Raw genomic sequence first — 19,378 nt, forward strand, 5'->3', positions numbered from 1 at the left:
GCAAGCTACGCATCCACCACAATTGAAGAATCCACATCGCCATGCCGGGAGCACTCCGCCGTCCAACCCATCGGATTCACCTGCACCTTCATCCGGCGCCCGCACAGCGGGCAGAAACGCGGTGGCTCCAAACCCGCCAGCGCCCCGCGACTCGCCTGCGCAAGTGCCCCGCGGCCGACGCGCAAGGTTTCGTCTGAAGTGTCGAGTGGCTGGCCCGTATGGGCGTCATATAAAGGGGTACCGCCCAAGACAAACAGGGCGGTGAGTTCGCTTAGAGGCATCGAGGATGTCACGGTGTGCCTACAGGGTCGCGTTCAGAGCCTTGATCGGCAGCTGCAGCTTGCCGAGCATATCCACGTCGCGCTCGGCGGGGCGGCCCAGCGTGGTCAGGTAGTTGCCCACAATGACGGCGTTGATGCCTCCCAACAGACCCTTCTCCGCGCCCAGGTCGCCCAAGGTCAGCTCGCGGCCTCCCGCGAAGCGCAGCAGCTGGCGGGGGAGAGCCAGGCGGAACGCGCCGATGGTGCGCAGGGCATCGTTGACCGGCATGGGCTCGAGGTCCGCGAAAGGAGTGCCCGGGCGGGGGTCGAAGAAGTTCAGTGGAACCTCCGTGGGATCGAGGTTTTGCAGGTCGATGGCGAACTCCGCGCGCTGCTCGACGGTCTCGCCCATGCCGACAATGCCGCCACAGCAGACCTCCATGCCCGCGTCGCGGACCATCTCCAGGGTGGAGGTGCGCTCCTCCCAGGTGTGGGTGGTGACAACCTCCGGGAAGTAGCTCTTGCAGGTCTCCAGGTTGTGGTTGTAGCGGTGCACGCCGAGCTCCTTTAGGCGATCGACCTGCTCCTGGGTGAGGATGCCGATGGAAGCCGCAATGTTGATGTCGACCTCCGCCTGGATGGCGGCGATGGCCTTGGCCATCTGGTTCATCAGGTCCTCGTCGGGGCCCTTCACGGCGGCGACGATGCAGAACTCCGTGGCGCCGGTCTTCGCGGTCTGCTTTGCGGCCTCGATCAGCTGGGCGATGTCCAGCTGGATGGAGCGAACCGGGGACTCGAACAGGCCCGACTGAGCGCAGAAGTGGCAGTCCTCGGGGCAGCCGCCGGTCTGCAGGGAAATAATGCCTTCCATCTCCACGGCATCGCCGCACCACTTCAGGCGGACCTGGTGGGCCAGCTCCAGTAGCTCGTCCAGGTGCTCGTCGCCGAGCTGCAGAACCTGGAGGGTTTCCTCGTAGTTCAGGGGCTCGCCGTTTTCCAGCACCTTCGTGCGGGCGAGGTTCAGGATTTCTGGGGTTGCTGGGGTTCCGGTGGGCTGCTTCGTCTCAGCGGTAGTCATCGTCAGTCTCCTCAAAGCTCTTGTGAAACTTCTCGTGCAAGTTATGGGGGCGTATCAGTCTTGAGCGTTAGGCTTGACGCCAGTCTTGAACGCTGTTTAGTTTCACATGCTAACGTACCGAGATCGCGACGTGTGACATACCGGGGTTGGGCGTGTGGTTCGGGGGTATGGGCGCGTGGCGCCAGGGGGGGATGTCCCAAATCTTCCACTCTGTTTTTATAACTAATCTATTTGTGCAGGTCAGGCAATTATGACTATTGGGCTGCAAGTGTGCTTTTTGGCGAAAGTGGAAGATTTGGGACATTGGCACTGTAGCCCGCTCGCGACCGTGGAGCCTGTGGGGCATCAGGGGTGCATGTGGCGTGAGTGGCGTGGGCGGTTCCGGCGCTGTGGAGGCTATGCGGTGGATGTCATGCGGCGGAGGCTGCGTGGCGCATGCCGCCAGGTGTAGGTCGCACGGTGAAAGTGGCACGGTGGATGCCACACGGTGCAGGGCAAAAGAAAAGTGGCGCCCCGCGTAGGGGTGCCACTGTTGCCGGCTCAGCCCAGTTCTAGGCGTGCTCGTCGGCCTGCTGCTTCGGAGGCTGAACGGTCCACTCCGGCGGAACGTCCTTGCCGGACTCCTCGTCCTGCTCTGCCTGCTCGGCCGTCTCCTGGACGATGCCCTTGGCGTGGTGGCTCGGTGCGTAGACCGCGTACACCTGCATCGGCTCGTCACCGGTGTTGATGATGTCGTGCCACACACCAGCCGGAACCTGCACAGCCCAGCCGTCGGAAACTTCCTGCTGGATGGTCATGTTGTCCTTGTCAGGCCCCATGATGCACTTGCCAACACCTGCGTCTAGGCGCAGGAACTGGTCGGTATCGTGGTGAACCTCCAGGCCAATGGAATCGCCGGGGGCGATGGACATGAGGGTCACCTGCAGGTACTTGCCCGTCCATGCGGTCGTGCGGTAGTTCGTGTTCTCTCGGGTGGCAGTTTCAAGGTCAAAGACATTGGCCTCTGGTCCGTTGTCTACGATCTTCATGATGCTCCTTCCGGTTCGACATCCTTCACTTCCCAGTGTAGGCCGATTTTCCTGGGCCTTCAGGCGCTCGCCAGCCTGCCGCCACCGCAATGCTGTAACGCCGAAGCCGTAACGCTGTAACACTGGGGGCATGGCTACTTCTGACATTTATTGGAAAGCTAACCCCGGCCGCCCTGGGGCTTGGGAGGTCGCGGGCCTGCGCTGGCTCGCCGAAGCCCCGGGTGGCGCCCCGGTTGTTTCTGTTCACGAGCACGATGCTCGTGGGTTGGGGATCGATCGGGTAGAGCCGATGACGCCCACACGCGCCATGGCCGAGGATTTCGGCCGAAAGCTGGCGGCCACGCATGCCGCGAGGGCGCCCCATTTCGGGTTCTCGCCGACGGGGGAGTCCGGATTCCAAGGCCCCAACGACAACCTCTTGGAGCTGCCTCTGAAACCTTTCGAAAGCTGGGGAGAGTTCTACGCGGACGTGTGCTTGTCTCCGCTGGTTGCGCGGGTATTCGGTGGAGGCGCCTCGGCAGCCGGAACCGCGAGCGCCAAAAGTGCGAGCGCTGGAGGTGCGGCAGCCGGAACCGCGAGCGCTGGCGCGGATATTCCCGCCGAGGTCACCCGGCTGCTGGAGGCTCTGCGCGCCGGGCAGCTGGACGATAGCACACCCCCGGCCCGCATCCACGGTGACCTGTGGGCGGGAAATGTGCTGTGGGGGAAGGTGGCGTCAAGAAGTAAAGAAGGAGCAATCCTCATCGACCCGAGCGCGCATGGCGGCCATCCGCGCGCGGACCTGGCGGCGCTGCGGCTCTTCGGCGCGCCGCACCTGAGCAGTATCGAGGGCGCGTATTTCGAGGCCAGCCCGTACGTGGATGGATGGGGGACGGGTGCGCAGAGCGTGGATCTGCACCAACAGCACCTGCTGTGGCTGCACGCGGCGGTGTTCGGCGGCGGTTATGTCGGGGAGGCCGTCGCGGGCGCAGGGCGCGTGGTGCGCGAGTTGTGACGTGCGGGCGGGGCGCGTGGCGCGCGAGTTGTGACGCGCCGGAGCTGCTGGGTGCGAGCTAGGTGTCGCCACCGCCAGCGGAAGTGCTGTAGGGAAGCCGACAGAGTACAGTCATAGTTCGGACAAAATCGCATAATTTGCTTTTCTAATTTTTCGTGAAGGAGTTTCTTCAGCGTGAAGAGAACATTCTCTATCGCCATGGCCTTCGTCGGGTTGACCGTCGGCGCGGGCTTCGCCACCGGCCAAGAAGTGATCCAATACTTCATTTCCTTTGGCCTCAACGGCATTTGGGGTGCGGTGCTGGCCGGCATCGTCATGACCCTCGCCGGTAGCGTGATCCTGCAGGTCGGCAGCTACTTCCTGGCTGACGAGCACCGCATGGTGTTCCGCAACGTCGCGCACCCCATCGTCTCGCGGTTCTTGGATGTCTCCGTGACGATCACCCTGTTCGCCGTCGGTTTCGTGATGCTCGCCGGCGCGGGCTCCAACCTGGAGCAACAGTTCGGCCTCCCCGCCTGGGCGGGCGCGCTGCTAATGACGGGCGTGGTGCTGGCCGCCGGAATGCTGGACGTGGAGAAGGTCAGCCAGGTCATCGGCGCGCTGACCCCGCTGATCATCATCGCCGTGGTCTTCGCCTTCGTGTACACGATGATCAACATGCCCTCCGACACTTCGCACCTGAGCGAGATCGCGATGGCGGAAGAGTCGCCGGTTTCCCCGTGGTTCGTCTCCGCCCTGAACTACAACGGCCTGGCGCTGCTGCTGGGTGTTTCCATGTCCCTGGTGATTGGCGGTAACTACGCCTCCCCGAAGGAGGCCGGTCTCGGCGGCCTGATGGGTGGTGTGCTGTACACCGTCATGCTGATCATCGCCGCGATCACCCTGTATCTGAACATCGAGACCGTCCAGGGCAGCGATGTGCCGATGCTGGCGATGATGGACGACATCAGCCCGGTGCTGGGCGTGATCATGGCGATCATCATCTTCTTCATGATCTTCAACACTGCGATCGGCATGTTCTACGCGCTGGGTAAGCGTCTGACCGCCAGCACCGACAAGTCCTTCCGCCCGGTGTTTGTCGTGGTGACGCTCATTGGTTACGGCATCAGCTTCGTGGGCTTCGATACCCTCATGACCTATGTCTACCCGGTCATCGGCTACATCGGCCTGGTGATGATCATCGTGATGATCGCCTGGTGGCTCCGCTCTCGTGCCCGCATCTTCGCAGAGTCTAAGCGCCGCGACCGCATCCACGAGCTCGCCCACGCCCGCGAGCACGACGATGAGGAGTACACCGACGAGGATCGCCAGGAGATGCGCAAGCTGGTCGGCGAATCCAACATCGAGGACAAGGAGCTGCACAAGACCATCACCGATGAGGTGAAGAGCGAGATCCCGGACGAGGAGCTCGAAAAGTAGTGCACCCTGCGCGCCCGCACTACGCACCACGCGCCCGCACTGCACACCCGCGCACCACGCGCCCGGTGCGCCGTGCCATCTACCTGGGCGTACAATGAGTATCCATGTTTGGCGGGATGCATGAATCACTCACGACGGTTGCGATAAGCGCGGCGGATTTCACCCCGCCGCAGGGGTGGGGGCCGGTGCTGAAGGAACAGCTCGGCATTGATCTGTGGCGCATCCCGGTGGTCATGGTCGCCGCCGTCGGTATCTACCTGACGTTCCTGGTGGCAGTGCGGCTGTTCGGGCAACGCATCCTCAGCCCGCTGGGCGGCTTCGATGCTGTCGTTATTTTCATGTTTGGCGCAGTGGCGGGCCGTACTGTTCTGGGCCACCCGCCGTCACTGGCCGCGGGCGTGATCGGCCTGCTCACCCTCATGGGCATGGAGGCTCTCTTCGGCGCCGTACAGGACGTCGTGGCCTTGCGCCGCACCATCAACCCGCCGCCGACGGTGTTGATCGCCCATGGCGAGGTGTTGGAGGGGACTCTGCAGCGCAACCACATCACCGAGACCGCGATCGCTACGGCCGCGCGCAAGGCGGGGGTACGCGACTTTAGCGAGGTCGCGTGCATGATTCTGGAATCCAACGGGTCGATCTCTACCCTGCGTGCGGGGCAGAAGATCGACCCGGATTTGTTGCTGGGGGTCGAGGGCGCCGAGAAGGTTTTGTGACGCCCCCTCGTCCCACCGAACCTTAAGCGTTCAGCACCGGGTGCAGTCGCTTCATGGTCCAGGTTTGCTGGCTGCGGGCCGATAGCGTGGTGACCAGGAAGCAGCCGAGGCCGACGAGGAAGAGTACTCCCACTGCGATCGGTAGGCGTTCGTCGTAGAAGCCGTAGATCAACTGTCTGAAGCCGTTGACCGTGTACGTCATTGGGTCGAACGGATGCAGGAATTGGAAGAACTTGTTTTGTGTCTCGACTGGATAGAGGCCTCCCGAGGCGACGATCATCAACATGAGCACCGCTAGGGCTGTCACGCGGCCTGGTCCGGGGCCGAGGAACGCGATGAACATTTGGTTCATCAGCATCCACACCATCGCCACGAGGGCTGCGAAGAGGAATAGACCCGGCAGGTTATCGACGTCCATGCCCACGCCCCAGACGGTCACGCCGACCACGACGGCTGCCTGGCCGATGGCGAGTAGGCCGGTCGGCAGGAAGCCGGAGAGTGCCGCACGCCAGGAGTGCACACCAGAGTTGACGGTACGGGCCTGCAGCGGCTTGATCATCACGTAGACCATGATGCCGCCGATGAACAGCGCCATGCTGAAGAAGAACGGTGCCATGCCGGCGCCGAAGGTGTGGTTGCCGGAATCGTTGTCGCTCTTCAGGTCCACCGGCCCGCCGATGGTGGAGGCAGTGGCCAGGCGCTGGCCATCATTCCACTTCGGAACTTGCTTGGCGCCGTCGGAGAGCTTGGTGTGGAGTTCGGAGGCGCCATCGTCCAACTTGGCGGTGCCATCCTTGGCCTTGCCGGTGCCCTCGGTGAGCTTGTCCGCACCGTCTTTGAGCTTGGTGTTGCCGTCGTCCAGCTTGATCACGCCGTCCTTCAGCTTGCCTGCGCCGTCGGAGGCTTCGCCCATCTTTTCATCCAGCGTCTGCGCGCCGTCGTTGAGCTTGTTCACGCCGTCCTGCAGCTGTTTGAACTGGCCCGGCAGGCCCTTCAGCTCGGTCACGCCGTGTCGCAGCGGCGCATTCGGGTCGTTGAGCTGGTAGGACAGCTGTGCGCTGCCGTCAGCCAGGCGCTTCAGATCCGATGCGTTCTGCGACTTCGGGCCGAGGCCCTGCGTTTCCAGGGCGAAGGCGACCTTGTCCAGCTCGTCGGCTGCGGTGATGGCGGCGGGCACGCCGGTGCCGCGCAGGTCGCGGGAGAGCCCACGCAGGTTAGCCGCGTGGTCGCCCTGGGCCTTGGTCACGCCGCCGAGTTTGGTGTTGAGCTGCTGCACTCCGTCGTTGACCTGGCTTGCTCCGTCGCCGAGTTTATTGACGCCATCTTCCAGCTGATTGAGCTTTCCGGCCTTGCCGTTGAGCTTGTCAGCCGCAGCGTTCACCTTCGTGGCGAGCTCGTCAGTACCGTCGGCTAGTTTCCCTGAACCGTCGTGGAGTTGGACGAGTCCGTCATCCAGATCGGTTGCGCCCTTGCGCAGCTTGCCGGAACCGTCCTTGGCGGTGGCCAGGCCGTCGGCGAGCTTGTTGGCGCCGTCGTCCAATTGGATAGACCCGTCCTTCAGTTCGGCGGTGCCGTCGGCCAGCTTGCCGGCGCCGATCGCAGCCTTCTGCATGCCGGAGCCGGCATCAACGACGCCGACGAGGACCTTGTCCACCGCTTCGGCACTGATCTTGTCGCCCACCACGCTGATGACCTCACGCATGACGTTCTGGCCGATCATGGTCGATAGGAAACCGTTGGCGTCGTTGTAAGTGCTGATGAGGTTGGCCTTCTCCGGGTTATCGGAGGTGGGGGAGGCCACGGCTTCGGAGAAATTCTCCGGCAACTCGAGGGAGAAGTAATACCGACCGGATTCCACGCCCTTGCGGGCATCTTCGGCATCCGTTTCGATCCAGCTGATCTGGTCGTTGTCCCTTAGTCCCTGAATCACCTCGTCGCCGGCGCGCAGTTCCTCGCCCTCAACGTTGGTTCCCTTGTCACTGTTAACAAGTGCGACAGGCAGGCTGTTCAGGTTCCCGAAGGGGTTCCAGAATGCCCAGAGGTACAGGGCGGAGTACAGCAGCGGCATAAGCACAAGGATGACAAGTGCGGCTCGGGTGAGCCGGTTGCGCTTGAAACTACGGATTTCGCTGTTGAGTTTGAAACCGGCAAGCATTAACGGTTCTCCTTCTGCTCTGCGGTGGTGTTGTGGTTTTCGGGGAGATCCAGATCATCGAGTTCTGGGTCGTCTAGTTCTGGGTCGTACTGGTTTGGGTCGTATTGGTCTGCTTCGACTTCGGCCGGGTCAGGGTATTCGCGCAGTCCCGTATGAATCGGGTGCGCGTGGCCAGCGTTGGCGTCAATTTCAATAACCTTGTGTGGCGCCACAGGTCCGACAATGGGGTTCGACGAGTTCACGATCACAGGAATGTCCTGCGATAGGCGCTCTAGCACCTGCAACAGAATTGCACGGTCGTCGTTCTCGTGCACCTGCTCGATGTCGTCCATGATCAGCAGCTCGACGGGCTTGTTGTCGGCGGGCGACAGGGCAAGGCTGATGCGCAGCATAATCTTGTCCAGGTTGTCCAGCTGGGAGATGTAGGCATCCAGCGGAGGCAGGTCGCGGTCGCCGTAAACGTGACTGCAGAAGCGCTCCAAGTCCTCCTGGGAGGCCTTGCGCACCGGCATGAACCACGGCTTCGACCAGGACAAAGACTCGGTGAGCACGTCCTGGACCGTGACGGAACGCTCCAGCAGGTCGATCTGCTCCACGCCCGCGATGGCTACGCGGGAGCGGATCGCCTTTGGCTTGGATTCGCCGAGCACGCTCAGCGAGCCGCCGGTGGGTTTCATCCGGCCAGAAAGAACTAGAGCTAGGGCCGTGCGGCCGGAGCCACCCTTGCCAAGCAGGTTGGTTAGACCCTGGTTGGGGATAGCGAAAGAAAGAGGGCCGAACACTCGGCCCTCGTCACCTTTAAGCTCGAGATCCTGGGCTTCTACTGCTAGGGAAGACATGGCTTTACCTGATTTCTGTGGGTAGGGAAGCTCGGTCTATTTCAACAGACACCCTGGACATTTTTGTAGATTTTGACGATTTCGTCAATTTCCTTCGCGGTGTGCTGCGGTGGCGCGGCAAAATAGCGCTACAGCACCCGAATCTACAAGGAATTTAGCCGGGAAGCTGTAGCGCTATTGGGGAAGGAGGTGGGCTATATCGCCGCTCCGAATACGGAGCCGACAGCGAAGGTGACCGCCAGGGCCGCCATGCCACCGATAACGATGCGCAGCACCGCGCGGGTCTTCGGTACATTACTTAGGTGAGCCGACAGAGCGCCAGTGAGCGCCAAGGCTACGAAGGTCACGCCGAAGATTACGGCGACGGGGGCGAACAGGGCGGCGGCAAACGGCAGAGCGGCACCCAAGATAAAGGAAATAAAAGATGCGATGCCCGCCGACCACGGGTTCACCAGTTGGCTCATGCCCATGGCGCGCTCGGAATCGCGCTGCGAGGAGACGGAGACGTACTCGCCGAGCGCCATGGATACGGCACCGCCTATGACGGCGGCCAGGCCGGACATGGCGATGGTCTGCGGGTTGCTGGTCGCGCCAGCCACGCCGACGAGGACCGCGGCGGTGGAGACGATGCCGTCGTTCGCGCCGAGGACGGCCGCGCGGAGGCGGTTGAGGCTCTCGCCGTGGTTGTCATCGACGTCGGCGGGCTCAGCGAGCTCGGGGTATTCGGCTGGAGCGGTCGGCGTGTGTTCGGCCTGAGTGGCTGGCGGAACCTCTGCGTGCGCGGTCACTTCAGCCGTCGGGATGGTGATAATCCCGCGTTCACATGTAGCCACGGCAGTGCAGCTGCCGTCGTAGTAGCGATCGCAGGGGCAAGATACTGAAGTGCTCATGACTCGAGTATCGCCGGGTTTGAAACCTTCCGCAAGCATTGAAAGGCTACCTTTACGCAGGTCAGGGTGCCTTTTGTTAGGTGAGGCTGGGGTTGGGGAACTAAGGATCGCGGTAGATTTTTGGGTTAGATAGTTTTGTGTTTGAGAAATGTACGTGGGTGTCGAACTCGGAGAGCTGCTCCCAGATCTTTCGTACTTCGGACTTTGTCCGAAGCTTCTTCATCTGAAGCGCGCGGAGCAAAACATCCTCAGAGTTGAACGAACGAACTTGGCGCTTCCGTGCCATCTCCTGCCCTCGGCCGTTCTGATGCCACTGCTTCAGGGATGTAAAGGGGTGGAGTCCGTCGGTTGTGGTTCCGCGGGTGCTGTATCTAGTTCTTGTTTCACCTGCTCTGAGGAAATGCCACGGGCTAGTGCGACTGCGGAAGAAGATACGACGCCCTTGCGATAGCCCTTGGTTGCGTCGGCAACCAGGCGCGGAGATGGTCGTGGCTGGTCTGAAACTAGCGCATCCGCATTGTATTGCTCCCGCCAGCCGTAGTGGGAAGCCAATTTAGGAGCGGACCATTCTTCAGATAATTCGTTGCAGACTTCCTCGCTAATCAATCCAGCCTCTTTCAGCTGGATGGCAGCTACCGAAGGGGAGACGCGGAAGTGTTGAATGATCTTGGAGAGTGTTTCGGGGGCTGCGGGAGAGAGGTTTTGAGCGATCTTCTTCACCCCATCCAAGGGGCAGAGTACGTTGCGGGCAAACGAATTGGCTCGAGTCTCCGAAGGGCTGTTTGGCTCGCATTGAGGTACCTCGGAAGATCGGTCAATATCGTCAGCCAGGATGTGTCCGACCTCGTGGGCTACAGTGAAACGTTGCCGATAAGGAGAGGTGCTTGTTCCTACGCCGATGACGATGTTGCCCGTTTGTGGATCCTTGACGGAGATTGCTTCAACGTCCGTTGGGAGAGGGCGAATGAGCAGGTCAGCATTTACGTGCTCGGTAAACGATTCGATGCGATCGATGGGATCGTCTCCAAGCTCGTAAAAGTGCCGAAATTGTTCAGCGAGGCTTTTGCCTTGCCTGGTTGGGGAGGCATTTTGCTCATAGGAGAACGCACTAGGCATCTAACACCTCGTCCAGGGTGTTTCGGAGCTCGAGGTACGGCATCAGATCGCCTTTTACTTCAGAGATGTCGATCTTCTTTGAAGAACGCGCAGCCCACTGAGCGCGCTTAGAAAGTGGAATTTCGTCCGTTAGCTCATTCAGGCTGACTCCAAACACCCAGCTTAGGGCCACCAGATCGCTCACCGTTGGTTGTTTCGCCCCATTCTCCATGCGTGAGATCCCAGATTGGGAAATCACTCCCTCAAGCTCTCGTGAGAGTTCACGGGTCGACAAACCTCGCAGCTCTCTTAGAGTCCTCAGACGTGTTCCAAAATCTTCTGGCACCACCTGAATCACTTCCCCTCTTAACTGATTCACCTAAGTTTAGGGCGGAATCCCATGGTTGTAAAGGCCTGGTGGCGTCAATACCTAACGGGCGGCTCGGCGGGCGCGCAGGCGATTGTCGTAGAGAGCGCCATGACGAGGGCGACGGCCATGAGCGAACCGATGGTGCCGAAGCCGATGGCGGTGCCGAGAGTCCAGTTGATGGCGCGCGAGCTGGCGAAGACGATCGCGGTGATCAGTGCAAGCCCCATGGCAGTACCGATGCGTTGTGCAGTCTGCGAGACCGCGCCAGAGCTGCCCGCGTAGTTGAGGGGCACGTCCGCGAGCGTGAGAGTTTGGTTCGGGCCGATAACCGCGCCCTGGCCGGTGCCGACGAGGAAGAGGGTGAGGACCATCCACCACTCCGAAAGGCCCGTAACGTGGTGCAGCACAAGGGCGAGGATGGTCAGCACGATGCCGGTCAGCGCCACAGTGATGCCGTCGATCACAACTCTGCGGCCCCGGTCGGCGACCCGCTTGCCAGCCCAGTTAGCGGCGAAAGAGCTGCTGATTGCGGCAGGAATGCCAACGCTACCGGCGACGAGCGCGCTGTAACCCAGGCCGTTTTGGAAGTACAGGGCCACGAGCACCCAAATGCTGGTTATGCCCATGAAGTACACTCCCGCCAGCATGGTGCCCAGGCGGAAGCTGGGGAAGCGGAAGATCTGCATGTCCACCATCGGGTCGAAGGGCTTCGACTTCTTCACATGGCGCTCCCACGCCAACCATCCGGCCAGAAGGGCGACGGCGACGGGCAGGAGCAGGAAGGTGCGCGCGCTGCCGGAGGATTCCACGAACGGGAAGAGGAAGGCCAGGACGGCCAAGCCAAGTACGAGGGAGCCGAAGGGGTCGAGGCTGCGCACCGCGCGGATGACGCCCACATTACGGCCGGTGACGGGATCCTTAACCCGGCCCATCAGCGGGCGCGGGAACCACAGCAGTGCGAGGACGAAGGCCAGCAGGCCGAAGGGAACATTGACGAGGAACGTCCAGCGCCAGCCGTGCTCCGGGCCGCCGACGCGAATGAGGAAGCCACCCAGGACGGGTCCAATGGCCACGGCTACGCCCACTACGGTGCCGAACCAGCCGAAGGTCCGGCCGCGCTCCTTGCCGCGGAAGAACTGCTGGATCATGCCCACGGCCTGCGGGTTGAGCAGGCCCGCGCCCACGCCCTGGATGAAGCGGGTGACGTTTAGGGCTTCCGCTGTGGGGGCGAAGCCCGCGGTGATGGCCGACAGGGTGTAGATCGTCAAGCCGATGAGGTACATCCCGCCCCGGCCGAGCAGATCGCCGGCACGCCCCGCGGCAACGAGGACCACGCCGAAGGTCAGCGTGTAGCCGGAGAGTGCCCACTGGATGTCCGATTCGCTGGCGCCCAGCCCCTGCTGGATGGAGGGCAGGGCGACGTTGATGATGGACACGCTGATCAGCGACATGAAGATCGTCGTGAGGATGACGCCCAGAACTTTCCAGCGGCGCGGGTCCTCACCCGGGGGATAGGTGCCGGGGGAGTGGATCGTGGCCTCCGACGCGCCGGGTTGCGGAGTGTTCTGTTGCTGCGGGTGCTGGCGTGCGCCTTCTGCGTGCGTGTCCTTCTCAGCCACCGTGGTGTGTGCTCTCCTTAGAATCACCTAGTCGCTTGTGCGGTTTATCGTTCTCAAGGAGCATAGCGCTACTTAGGGTGACCTTATTCCATTGGGGTGGGGTGGTGAGTGCTCCTACCCCTCTAGTGCGGCCTTCAGTAGCGCATCGCGGCCAGGGTCTTCGGCACGCCGATATAGGGTTTGGGGTGCACGAAGCACTCGGCGACCTCTTCGGGGCTCACGCCTGCGACGTCCACGGCGGTCTTGATGTGGCCGGTGAGCTGCGGTTCCACGCCACCCATGGCGGCCAGGGGCTGGCGCTTACCCTAGGGCGCGGGTGCTCTTTTCGGCGGGGTGGCTTAGGCCTGGCCCCGTTTCAGCACAGTACGCAGGATCACGTAACCTCCCAATTTATGGTGAACAGAACATCCCGCGGCTGCTTCGCCTGGAGCGCTTCCTGTGCGCTGTCTAGAAGATGATCGGACTCATTGCGCAGCTGATTTCGTGTGCTGCGGTATTCATACTCAGCATCATCAGCTTTGCGGCGCCATTGCCGGGTTTCCTTCTTGAGTTTTAGCTCTTCAGCAGCGCCAGAGGCTTTGCGGGCTTATTTGTTCGCGGTAGCTTCCTTTGCTTGATACTCGCGAATCTTCGCGTCGTATTTCGCTTTTAGGCCGAGCCTCGCGGCATCGAGAAAGGCCCCTTGCTCAAGGAAAAATCGGGCGTTTCGGTTCTCAATCCCATCACCAAACGCCTTCAGCTGCCGCGCGACGTCCCTTCTCGATGCCGCTCAGGCAGGGAGCAGTCACTCCGACCATGTCAGCGAACTGCTTCATGGTGTGTTGGTGCTGCTTGCGGCGTTTGGCAGTGAATTCTCCGAATTCGAAGTTGTCTCTCTAGTCCCTCCTACCGTGTTGGCAAACGCGCCAACCTGTGAATGGCGTGGTTTTAAGCAGGTCCACCCGACGATGTGTTGCTGGGGTCTACAGGCGGGGCGGCTATCAGCCTCTTTGGTTGAGGCGTGAGTGAATCAGCGGGAGGAGAATCCGGTCTACATCGGCCTTAAACTGTGGATCCGACAGATAGTTGATGGCGAAGTCTTGGTTCTGGTTCATCCGATCCAGCACGATGTCTTGGATGCGTTCGTCGTAGACGATGGAGAACATGTCAAGTGAGTTGTGGGCACGCGACTTGACTTCGGCGTCTTCGACCATGTCTTCGGTAAGCTGCTCGATAACCTTGTCCATGTGGGTGAATTCGGTCCCCCAGCGGTCGTTGAGCTTGGAGATGATGTTAGACAGGTTGTCCTTCTCGTCCTTGCTAGCGCCGCCGGTGGCGGGGCTGTTCGCCAGTCGCCCTTGCTCATCGGCCAGGTCGATGGAGCCTTCGTAGACTTGCTGGAGACGGTAGTACTGTAGAGCGACCTCGTCTTCCAGATGTGGGGCGGGGTCTCCCTCAACGTAGAGCTTGCGCACCAGCAACTTAGCGTATGCGGCGAAGCGGTGGAGTCGCTCGTCGTCGAAGCGGACGATGTGCGTCAGGAAGTCGTAGTTGCGGTTGAACTTGTTCATCTTTGCCCGCACTTCGAGCTTGTCCTCGTTCTCGAGTTCGTCAAACCGTGCGACGGCGGGGTCGAGGTAGGCATTGAGTCGGCTGAAGTCGAGGTTCGTTTGCTTCTTCGATTCGGTGAAGAATACTTTGGTAAAGCCCTCTATCTCCTTGTCCGTCCACAAATGGTAAGAGGCGAGGAAGTGATAGAGGTCGTAGACGATATTCGGGTCAGTCTCCTCGGTGATGCTGGTGGAAATGTAGTAGTCCTGGAACGACTTTTGGATCTCCTCGGCGGTGTTAACGAAGTCGAGCACGAACGTGTCGGTCTTGCCCGGATGAATGCGGTTGATCCGTGACAAGGTCTGCACCGCTTTGACCCCGTGGAGCTTCTTGTCTACATACATGGTGTGTAACAGAGGCTGATCGAAACCCGTCTGATATTTCTCGGCCACGAGTAGCAGCTGGTACTCGCCGGTGGCGAACTCCTCCGGCAACTCCGCTTCGGGGATCTGGTTGAGGCGTTCTTCAGTGTATTCTGCGCCTTGGTCTTCGACCGTACCTGAGAATGCCACGAGCACGCCAAGGTCTGCGTAGCCCATCTGTGTGATGTAGTCGCGGAAGGCGAAGTAGTAGCGCACGGCATGCAGGCGTGAACCTGTCACCAGCATGGCCTTGGCCTCGCCGCCAATTTTGTGAGCGACGTTGGCGCGGAAGTGCTCAATGATGATCTCGGCCTTCTGCCGTAGATTGTATGGATGCAGACTAAGATATTTGCCGAGCGCCTTGTTGGCTTGTTTGGTGGAGTACTCAGGGTCGTCCGCCGTAGTTTTCCCAACCCGGTAATAGGTTTGGTACGTGGTGTAGTTTTTCAGCACATCAAGGATAAAGCCCTCTTCGATTGCTTGACGCATTGAATACACGTGGAACGGAACTGGGGTGGCATCGGGGGCCGGGGTACCGAAGATTTCGAGCGTTTTCTGCTTCGGAGTCGCGGTAAACGCAAAGAACGAAAGGTTTTTCTGACGGCCCTGCGTGCGTAGTTCCTCGGCGATCTGTTCATCGATCTCTAGCTGCTCGGCCTCCACCTGGGCTTCGGCAGCCGCGTAGCGCTCAAGTATGTCTTCCTCGGACTCCTTGCCAGCAGTGGCGGTGTCTGCGAGCACTTGCTTGAGCTTCTCCGACGCCTCGCCTGTCTGTGACGAGTGCGCCTCATCAACGATGACGGCGAAGCGCTTACCAGCCGTCGCCGCATTGCTCACGTCAACAAACGGGAACTTCTGCAAAGTGGAAATGATGATCTTCGCGCCATCGGCCAGAGCCTCTGTAAGTTGGCTGGCGTTCTTGTCGACCTTGACCACCACGCCAGCGGTGTGATCCATCGCGTAAATCGTGTCCTGCAACTGCTTATCCAACACACGCCGGTCAGTGATCACGATGATCGAATCAAACACCGCACGCTGCTGGTCATCATGCAGGTTCGACAAATGATGCGCTAGCCAAGCGATCGTGTTCGACTTACCCGAGCCAGCCGAATGCTGCACCAAATAGTTCTTCCCCGCACCATCAGCCTTCGCGTCGGCCACGAGCGTACGGACAGCGTCGAGCTGGTGAAAGCGCGGAAAGATCACCTTATCCTTGCGCCGGTCACTGGCATGCGGAATGAACTGGACGAAACGATGAAGAATGTCGAGCAAGGAATCCTTGGCCAGCACCTCTTCCCACAGATAAGACGTCTTGTACTTACCTGCCACCGGTGGATTACCCGCGCCATTCTCGAAACCACGGTTGAATGGCAAGAAGACCGTGTCCATACCAGCGAGCTTGGTGGTCATCCACGCCTCGTCTGTATCGACCGCGAAATGCACCACCGTACGCCGGTTCAACCCAAACAGTACCTCGCTGGCTGGGCGGGAACTCTTGTACTGGGCAATTGCGTTCCGGTAAGTCTGCCCAGTAAGTTGGTTTTTCAACTCCAGTGTGACGACAGGTATGCCGTTGACAAACAGCACCGTATCCACAGAGTTGTCGTTCGTCGTTGAGTAGCGCAGCTGGCGCACCACTGTCATCCGGTTTGCCCAATACTTCTCCGCTAACAGCTCGTTCAAATCCGAACCTGGAGCAAAGAACACCAGTTTGAAGCGCGCACCAAGATCTTCCACTCCGCGACGCAGCACCTCCACGACGCCGCGCTTGTCGAGCTCGCGGGCCACCCGCTTGCAGAACTTCTCGCCAGCCTTCGCCCCGTGGATGCGCTCCAAACGCTCCCACTGCTGCGGCTGCGTATCCCGTACGAAGTCAAGCAAATCTTGTGGATACAGGCCTAAGACCCGATCATAGCCAGCAGGGTTTCGCGACTCATACAGATCAAGATCCGAGGGCCCAATGTGCGTCAGCGCGTACTCAATCTCGTCTTCAAATCTGCGCTCAGACGTATCCATCACGCCACCTCTCCCACACGGATCTTGCCAGTCACGGCATCATTAATAACCTGCTTGCGATACTTACCCAACAACTCAATCTGCCTCTTGATGCCCTCAATAGTCGTATCAATCTCGGCTGACTTTTCTTCGAGGAAATCCGCGATTTCGGTTTGTTCCCGCAGCGGAGGAACAGGTATTTTCTCGCGTCTTATATCGGCCCAAGAAAGGATTTTCCTGACGCCTTCTGCCATTCCATGGAACAGGAGCCGTGAATCCATTGATTTCAACAGATAGGAGGCAAAACGTTCGTCAATGCCAAGATTGGCCGAAAGGGTGATATATGCGGAGGTGATCACACCATTTTGAGTGACGAGACCTATTCTTTTGGTTCTAAAATCATAGTTTAGATTCAGTCCGTTAATAACGATCATTCCAGGGGTAACCACTTTATATGTAGCGAGCGTCTCGTCTAGCTTCCGATCTTCTGGATACCAACCTGGTTTAACAACGATCTCCCCGTTCCTGAACTGAAGAGCATTACGAATTCGAAGATCTGAATTGATCTTCTTTTCTACACTGAATAAGGCTACGAACGGTTGCGTGCGCCAAGTCTTTGGCATATCGCCAGCCCAGTCGATCCCGCTGTCGCGCATCGGCGCATCCGGATCAAGACCGCGAGTCACCGTGCGGGCGATCAACTCACGCCGATACCGCTCCAATAACTCAGCCTGATGCCCAAGCTTCCCAATCAGTCCATCAATCTCGGCGGTCTTCTCGTCAAGGTAGTTCGAGATTTCCGCTTGTTCCAGCCTAGGCGGGACGGGCAGAGGAAAGTTTAAAAAGACGTCAGCAGGTAATCGCCATCTGCCCATGTTTGAGACGCCCTGCCCGAACTTGTAGTAGATGTGACGAGAATACAACAGCTGGAAGACGTACAGAAAGTAGCGTCCGTTAATAAATTCCAAGTTTCTTGCCCGAAATACACGGTAGTCCGGACTGGTCAATCCATCAAATGGTGACTGATCCACCCATCCTGTCAATAGATCCATCGAATTCATAGCAAAGTCGCCCTGATTGACAACTTGGTATCCATCGTAATTCCTGGCCATTTGGCCTTCGTTTTGGAGGATGTTTTTAGGCTTTATTCCAGATTGAGTAATCGAAAGAATCGGCGGAATCAAGCGGTGGATGCGCCACGCTTGAATAGTTCGTTAAGTATTTCACGTGGGGTTGCGCCGCCGAGGATTTGTCGGGGTGTTTCGTTGAGCTCATTTTGCACCCACGCGACATGTTCGGGTGTGACGGTGGCAAAGTCGGTGCCCTTTTTGTAGAACCTGCGCCTGATCTCGCCGTTGGTGTTCTCGTTGGTTGGTCTCTGCCACGGTGAGTGCGGTTCACAGAAAAACACCTGGCAGCCGTCTTTAATCTGGACTTGTGCTGTGACAGCCATTTCTGCGCCTTGGTCCCATGTGATGGTCTTTAGCTGCTCGGTGTTGAGGTCTTTGACCATGTCCTGCAGGGTTGCGACCACGGTGTGTGAACTGTGCTCATCGGGAAGGTGTCCAAGCAGGGTGTAACGGCTGGTGCGCTCTACTAGGGTAATCAGCGCGCTTTTGCCACCTTTACCAATAACAAGGTCGCCCTCCCAGTGCCCGGGAATAGCCCTGTCATCAGCTTCCGGGCTGCGGTGGGTGATCTCAGCACCTTTGATCCAAGGGCGACCGGTTAACACGCCAGCGTTTCGGGCACGACGCTTGCGTGTTGAGCCGCCGCGGATAAGTACGTCTTTAGTCTTCATGACTTCTTCAAGCTCGGCTCGCAGGCTGCCTTTGCCTTGAATGTATAAGGCACTGTAGATCGCTTCGTGGGAAATACGCATGCTTTCATCATCGCTGAAAGCATGCTCAAGCCATGCACTAATGCGCCCAGGTGACCACCTGCGGGCAAGGCAATCGACTACTACACCCCGAAGCGTTGGGCTTTCATCGAGCTTGCGTAGTTTTGGCCGCACCATCCGACCAGCAGTAGAAACAGCAGCGTTGTGGGCGTTATACCGCAGCTGCTCTGTGCCGTCCTCATCGACGATCTTCCAACCATTACGGGTGATTTCACGAGCGACGACACTGTGGTGCCTATTTATTTTCTGCGCGATGGCTCGTGCCGAATCACCGACACGACATCCCGCTTCAATAGCAACACGGTCTTCAACAGTAAGCCTGCGACCACGCCCTACTAAGGCGTGTTTGTCGAATACGCCGCTAGGAAATCCATCAACGGCTTGAGTTTTCATCGGTGCTGGCATAACAGAATCTTTACCCAGCTTCTTGCCTGTATCTGGCAAAGACACCACCGCCTCATCAGGCGTTCGACGATGTCGCTGCCGGCGTAACTTCGCATACCGCTGCTTCCTTATCCACCCATACACGGTAGAAGGATGCACACCGATAGCATCAGCCACTGTCTGACAGCTCTCACCAGCAAGCACTCGCTCCACGGCCTGGGCACGTTCATCAGGTGACAAGTGGGCGCGTCTAGGCCGCACTTCGATTACACCAGCTTTCTTTAACCTGCTGTGAAGCAAGCCAGTCGATATTCCAACAGTCTGTGCTGCTTGACTGATCGACATACCTGCACGCACCAACCCAACAGCCTCACGGACAAACGGATCACGCAAACGACTCGCACGCCTGCCTGGAGGTTCGACACCTCTTACCCTCAACCAACCGTAAACCGATTCGGGGCCTACACCCACATCACGCGCGACCAGGCTAACTGCCTCGCCTGCCACCACGCGCTCAACAGCAGCATCCTTAACATCCTTCGGAGTCCAACGCGTCACAACTACCTCCCGGTCGAAGTGGCGCATTCACCCCTTGACAGCACGATCTGCTGTCCACCATGAGGAACTTGTTGCTTGGCAATGCGAAAAAGATACTTCGTTTTCTGTACGCTCCAGCTGGGTGGC

General features: G+C 59.5%; 14 protein-coding genes and 4 pseudogenes. 3 read left to right on the top strand and 15 right to left on the bottom strand.

Annotated features, from left to right (window positions below):
* Positions 1-5: 5 nt before the first annotated feature.
* From bsaP to CJEIK_RS03630, 3 genes are all read right to left on the bottom strand, one after another.
* Positions 6-281: a biotin synthase auxiliary protein BsaP gene (gene bsaP, locus CJEIK_RS03620; protein ID WP_005296135.1), complete on the bottom strand. Its 276-nt coding sequence runs from the start codon at positions 279-281 to the stop codon at positions 6-8.
* A 19-nt stretch (positions 282-300) separates the two neighbouring features.
* Positions 301-1,338, bottom strand: a complete 1,038-nt coding sequence (bioB, locus tag CJEIK_RS03625) for a biotin synthase BioB (protein WP_005296132.1) — start codon at positions 1,336-1,338, stop codon at positions 301-303.
* A 551-nt stretch (positions 1,339-1,889) separates the two neighbouring features.
* Positions 1,890-2,366 (bottom strand): cupin domain-containing protein, encoded by a 477-nt coding sequence (locus tag CJEIK_RS03630; protein WP_005296130.1) that lies wholly within the window; start codon positions 2,364-2,366, stop codon positions 1,890-1,892.
* Between the two features lie 130 nt (positions 2,367-2,496).
* On the opposite strand from CJEIK_RS03630, the gene CJEIK_RS03635 reads away from it, so the two are divergent.
* From CJEIK_RS03635 to CJEIK_RS03645, 3 genes are all read left to right on the top strand, one after another.
* Positions 2,497-3,360: a fructosamine kinase family protein gene (locus CJEIK_RS03635; protein WP_005296127.1), complete on the top strand. Its 864-nt coding sequence runs from the start codon at positions 2,497-2,499 to the stop codon at positions 3,358-3,360.
* Positions 3,361-3,534: 174 nt separating this feature from the next.
* On the top strand, positions 3,535-4,779 hold the full coding sequence (locus tag CJEIK_RS03640; RefSeq protein WP_034965210.1) for a YkvI family membrane protein: 1,245 nt from the start codon (positions 3,535-3,537) through the stop codon (positions 4,777-4,779).
* Positions 4,780-4,883: 104 nt separating this feature from the next.
* Positions 4,884-5,495 carry a DUF421 domain-containing protein gene (locus tag CJEIK_RS03645; RefSeq protein ID WP_005296122.1) on the top strand — a complete coding sequence of 204 codons (612 nt, stop codon included), beginning with the start codon at positions 4,884-4,886 and terminating at the stop codon, positions 5,493-5,495.
* Between the two features lie 22 nt (positions 5,496-5,517).
* On the opposite strand, the gene CJEIK_RS03650 is transcribed toward CJEIK_RS03645, so the two are convergent.
* The 12 genes and pseudogenes from CJEIK_RS03650 to CJEIK_RS11315 form a co-directional block, all read right to left on the bottom strand.
* A complete protein-coding gene (locus CJEIK_RS03650) occupies positions 5,518-7,650 on the bottom strand; it encodes a YhgE/Pip domain-containing protein (RefSeq protein WP_005296120.1) in 2,133 nt (710 codons plus the stop codon).
* Positions 7,650-8,489, bottom strand: coding sequence for an ATP-binding cassette domain-containing protein (locus tag CJEIK_RS03655; RefSeq protein ID WP_005296118.1), 840 nt, complete (start codon positions 8,487-8,489; stop codon positions 7,650-7,652). The genes CJEIK_RS03650 and CJEIK_RS03655 overlap by 1 nt, the downstream gene beginning before the upstream one ends.
* A gap of 194 nt (positions 8,490-8,683) precedes the next feature.
* Positions 8,684-9,322, bottom strand: a complete 639-nt coding sequence (locus tag CJEIK_RS03660; protein WP_005296116.1) for a VIT1/CCC1 transporter family protein — start codon at positions 9,320-9,322, stop codon at positions 8,684-8,686.
* 375 nt (positions 9,323-9,697) lie between these two features.
* Positions 9,698-10,495 carry an ImmA/IrrE family metallo-endopeptidase gene (locus CJEIK_RS03665; RefSeq protein ID WP_005296112.1) on the bottom strand — a complete coding sequence of 266 codons (798 nt, stop codon included), beginning with the start codon at positions 10,493-10,495 and terminating at the stop codon, positions 9,698-9,700.
* Positions 10,488-10,853, bottom strand: a complete 366-nt coding sequence (locus CJEIK_RS03670; RefSeq protein ID WP_077536292.1) for a helix-turn-helix domain-containing protein — start codon at positions 10,851-10,853, stop codon at positions 10,488-10,490. Before CJEIK_RS03670 ends, CJEIK_RS03665 begins: the two co-directional genes overlap by 8 nt.
* A 44-nt stretch (positions 10,854-10,897) precedes the next feature.
* Positions 10,898-12,463: an MFS transporter gene (locus CJEIK_RS03675; protein WP_005296108.1), complete on the bottom strand. Its 1,566-nt coding sequence runs from the start codon at positions 12,461-12,463 to the stop codon at positions 10,898-10,900.
* Positions 12,464-12,577: 114 nt separating this feature from the next.
* A pseudogene (locus CJEIK_RS03680) lies at positions 12,578-12,753 on the bottom strand (carboxymuconolactone decarboxylase family protein); the annotation flags it as partial.
* 432 nt (positions 12,754-13,185) lie between these two features.
* A pseudogene (locus CJEIK_RS03685) lies at positions 13,186-13,293 on the bottom strand (hypothetical protein); the annotation flags it as partial.
* Positions 13,294-13,443: 150 nt separating this feature from the next.
* Entirely contained in the window at positions 13,444-16,296 is a 2,853-nt protein-coding gene (locus tag CJEIK_RS03690; protein WP_249024842.1) for a type I restriction endonuclease subunit R, read from the bottom strand.
* 134 nt (positions 16,297-16,430) lie between these two features.
* Positions 16,431-17,594 (bottom strand): restriction endonuclease subunit S, encoded by a 1,164-nt coding sequence (locus CJEIK_RS03695; RefSeq protein WP_147292814.1) that lies wholly within the window; start codon positions 17,592-17,594, stop codon positions 16,431-16,433.
* Positions 17,591-18,810 (bottom strand): annotated as a pseudogene (locus CJEIK_RS03700) (IS30-like element IS1513 family transposase). Before CJEIK_RS03700 ends, CJEIK_RS03695 begins: the two are co-directional and overlap by 4 nt.
* 19 nt (positions 18,811-18,829) lie before the next feature.
* A pseudogene (locus CJEIK_RS11315) lies at positions 18,830-19,279 on the bottom strand (helix-turn-helix domain-containing protein); the annotation flags it as partial.
* Between the last annotated feature and the right edge of the window lie 99 nt (positions 19,280-19,378).

It is taken from the genome of Corynebacterium jeikeium (genome assembly GCF_028609885.1).
GTDB lineage: Bacteria > Actinomycetota > Actinomycetes > Mycobacteriales > Mycobacteriaceae > Corynebacterium > Corynebacterium jeikeium.

Excerpts from the sequence above, each read along its gene's own strand:
- CJEIK_RS03650 (WP_005296120.1), bottom strand. The coding sequence starts at position 7,650 with ATGCTTGCCGGTTTCAAACTCAACAGCGAAATCCGTAGTTTCAAGCGC.
- bsaP (WP_005296135.1), bottom strand. The coding sequence starts at position 281 with ATGCCTCTAAGCGAACTCACCGCCCTGTTTGTCTTGGGCGGTACCCCT.
- CJEIK_RS03635 (WP_005296127.1), top strand. The coding sequence starts at position 2,497 with ATGGCTACTTCTGACATTTATTGGAAAGCTAACCCCGGCCGCCCTGGG.
- CJEIK_RS03645 (WP_005296122.1), top strand. The coding sequence starts at position 4,884 with ATGTTTGGCGGGATGCATGAATCACTCACGACGGTTGCGATAAGCGCG.
- CJEIK_RS03665 (WP_005296112.1), bottom strand. The coding sequence starts at position 10,495 with ATGCCTAGTGCGTTCTCCTATGAGCAAAATGCCTCCCCAACCAGGCAA.
- CJEIK_RS03655 (WP_005296118.1), bottom strand. The coding sequence starts at position 8,489 with ATGTCTTCCCTAGCAGTAGAAGCCCAGGATCTCGAGCTTAAAGGTGAC.
- CJEIK_RS03630 (WP_005296130.1), bottom strand. The coding sequence starts at position 2,366 with ATGAAGATCGTAGACAACGGACCAGAGGCCAATGTCTTTGACCTTGAA.
- bioB (WP_005296132.1), bottom strand. The coding sequence starts at position 1,338 with ATGACTACCGCTGAGACGAAGCAGCCCACCGGAACCCCAGCAACCCCA.